3 protein-coding genes are annotated in these 2,934 nt (G+C 64.2%); all 3 read right to left on the bottom strand.

The genetic code is table 11. The features are described 5' to 3' along the window. Positions 1 to 398: 398 nt before the first annotated feature. The 3 genes from QN397_RS26480 to QN397_RS26470 all read right to left on the bottom strand — a co-directional run bounded on the left by QN397_RS26480 (position 399) and on the right by QN397_RS26470 (position 2,925). Positions 399 to 629 carry a hypothetical protein gene (locus QN397_RS26480; RefSeq protein ID WP_323495004.1) on the bottom strand — a complete coding sequence of 77 codons (231 nt, stop codon included), beginning with the start codon at positions 627 to 629 and terminating at the stop codon, positions 399 to 401. Between the two features lie 50 nt (positions 630 to 679). After that, positions 680 to 1,738, bottom strand: coding sequence for a serine/threonine protein kinase (locus QN397_RS26475; RefSeq protein ID WP_323502492.1), 1,059 nt, complete (start codon positions 1,736 to 1,738; stop codon positions 680 to 682). An 89-nt stretch (positions 1,739 to 1,827) separates the two neighbouring features. Continuing rightward, positions 1,828 to 2,925 (bottom strand): DUF2855 family protein, encoded by a 1,098-nt coding sequence (locus tag QN397_RS26470; RefSeq protein WP_323502495.1) that lies wholly within the window; start codon positions 2,923 to 2,925, stop codon positions 1,828 to 1,830. Positions 2,926 to 2,934: the final 9 nt, after the last annotated feature.

Genomic DNA, 2,934 nt, shown 5'->3' with positions numbered 1-2,934 from the left:
TGCTGCTGCGCCAGTTCGGCCAGCGTCTTGTCGCCTCGAACGGCCGCCAGCGCCACCTTGGCTTTGAATGCCGCTGAATGCGCGCGGCGGGGTCTTCTGCTCATCTTTGCTCCAATCTTCACAGGCAAGGTCCTCGCCAGCAGGAGCAGTTTCCACACTTATCGGATTGTTCAGATTTCCGGGGCCAGCTCTCTTCCCCGCGTAGTACCCGAATCGCATGCCTGCGGTCATAACCGGTCACCGGTCAGTGCCACGAATTCATAGAGGACCTTAATCCGGTCGCCTAACGCTGCGCTGCGATACCGCTCCCGCAGCGCCTCGACCAACTCCTTGCGTGTTGTCATGCTGACTTGCCTTTTCACGTTGCGCTTCCGCTGGAAAACACAACGGGTAGCAAATTACGTATGGCAACAGGTCAGCGCGAGTAGCATTTTTGAAGCGGTAATGCGGTGGCCAAGATAGTTGAGGCCAGCCACACCAATGAGCGCCCGGGTGCTGCACACGTTCAAATCCGTCTTGCCAGTGACTTCGTGCCAGTTCTCCGCCCACTTCCGATTGGACCTATCCTGAATTGCCTTGTCGAAGTCGGCCGGGAACGTCGGGCATTCGCGATCAACATTGCCGGACATGGCGCTTACCTCGGCGCTTACTGTGAGAGCTACCGCGCGCTACCCGCACGTCAGGCGTACAGCGGCTCCTCGCCCATCTGCTCGCACTGCTCCTGCAGCATGAGCACCTGGCCTTTCCAGTAGTCGCTCGAGCCGAACCACGGAAAGTTGATCGGGAAGATCGGGTCTTCCCAGCGCCGTGCGAGCCAGGCGCTGTAGTGGATCAGTCGCAGCGTGCGAAGCGGTTCGATCAGCGCCAGCTCGCGCCGGTCGAACGAGCGGAATTGCTCATAGCCTTCGAGCAGGCCGCTCAACTGGCCGGTGCGCTGCGCCCGGTCGCCCGACAGCAGCATCCACAAATCCTGCACCGCGAAGCCGGTCCGAGCGTCGTCCAGGTCGACGAAGTGCGGGCCGCCGCCGGGGCGATCGGTCGGGGTCCACAGGATGTTGCCGGGGTGGCAATCGCCATGCAGCCGCAGGCTCTTGAACTCGCTGCCGAAGCGGCCTTGCGCATCCGTCGCGAGGGCAGTCTTGGCGATCATCTCGAGCGCCTCGTTGCACGTCGTTTCCCACAGGCGCTGTACGTCGAGCGGAATTTTCTCGTTCCCCAGCAACCAGTCGCGCGACGCCGTGCCGAAGCTCTGCAGGTCGAGCGCCGGGCGCGACTCGAAAGGCCGCTTGCCGCCGACCGTGTGGATGCGCGCGAGGAAGCGGCCGATCCATTCGAGCACTTCGAAATCGTCCAGCTCCGGCGGGCGTCCGCCGCGGTACGGGCTCACGCTGAAGGCGAAGCCGGCGTGCTGATGCAGCGTGGCGCCGTGCAGCTCGAGCGGTGCCACGGCGGGCACTTCGGCCGCGGTGAGCTCCGCAGAAAAGGCGTGCTCTTCAAGAATCTGCACTTCGCTCCAGCGGCCGGGCCGATAGAACTTGGCGACCACGGCGCTGCGGTCTTCGAGGTGGATCTGATAGACCCGGTTTTCATAGGAGCTGAGAGCCTGCAGCCGGCCGTCGCCATGCAGGTCGAGCGTGGCGAGCGCATCGAGCACGACGTCGGGTGTGAGCGCTTCGTAGGGATGGAGCGAGGGCTCTGAAGGGTTGGCGTCGGCGCCTGCTGGCGAGTGAGGTTGCATGAGGCATTGTCGTCCTCGCGGCGCCAGCAGAGGCCGACACATCAGGGTCGCTCGCAGGGCCAATGCAGCCCCGGGGCCGGGCGGCGAACCTACAGCGCCTTATGGAACGACAGCATGTGCCCCATGCGTGGATGGCTGCGGCCGCCCAGCACTTCGGCGTAAGCGGCTTGCACGGCCTCCGGCCCGTGATGCTGGTCGGGCACCAGCCACGGCGCAGCCGGGTCGGTCACCTGCGCGGTGAAGGCCTTCCACGCGGTCAGCAACTTCTCGCCCATCACCGCGGCGCCCCATTCGTCGGTGCGCTTCTTGATTTGAGCCGGTGCGAAGAACAGGGTGGCGCGAGGTCCGGGCAAGTTCTTTGCGCCTCCCAGGTGCTCGACGTGCGTGCCCCCTATCGAGCTGCTGAAGCGCAGGTTGACGAAGCGTGTGTGGACCGCCAGCCTGAACGCCGCGTTGCCTGCGAAGTCGACATACACGCATGAGGCATTGGCGGGAATCAGCTCCAGCTCGTCGTAGCCGACCACGCGGCTGTAGCAGCCCAGGCTCTCGCAGAACAGCTTGTTGCCGGGCGATGTCAGGCCGATCACTTCGATGCCGGGCCGCTGTGCCAGCTGAAAAGCCGTGCCGTAGGCGGTCTTGCTCGATGCACTTGACAGCAACACCGTGTCGGCGCCGAAGAAGTCGTTGTCCGCAAGGAAGTCGTCGATCAGCCACGAGGTGATGAAGAGCGGTCGCAGCAGCGCCTGGATGTCTTCGGTGTCTGCTGTGTAGAGCGGGTCGGCGCCGCATCGCATGTAGCGGTTGTAGACAGCATGCAATTCGCTCCGATGCGGGGCTGCGTCGGTGAAGCCATCGGGCCTGAGCCGGTCGGGTTGCAACACCACTTGGTCGGCCATCGGAAAGTAGCCGTACACGCGCTCGCCTACGGCGACGCCCGGATGCATCGACTGCGCGACGCTGCCAAAGCCCCAGACAGGAATGCGACCCCAGCCTTCTTCGCCGCTCGGGAAGAACTGCCAGTAGCTCATCGCATCACCGAAGGCGCCGTAGGTGATGTTGTTGGAGGTCAGCGCGAAGGTGTCGATCCGCACGCGGACCTGGCCATCGGCCAGCGGCGCCTCGCTGGAATTGCGCAGGCGTGTCGTGGCCAGGGTGTCTTTGCGGATCAGGAGGTCGGTGGTGCTCATCGGCAAACC

Origin of the sequence: Variovorax sp. RTB1 (genome assembly GCF_035018765.1) — a bacterium.
Lineage (GTDB): Bacteria > Pseudomonadota > Gammaproteobacteria > Burkholderiales > Burkholderiaceae_C > Variovorax.
The sequence above is the reverse complement of the archived record's forward strand: the minus strand, read 5'-3'. Positions and strand labels throughout refer to the sequence as shown.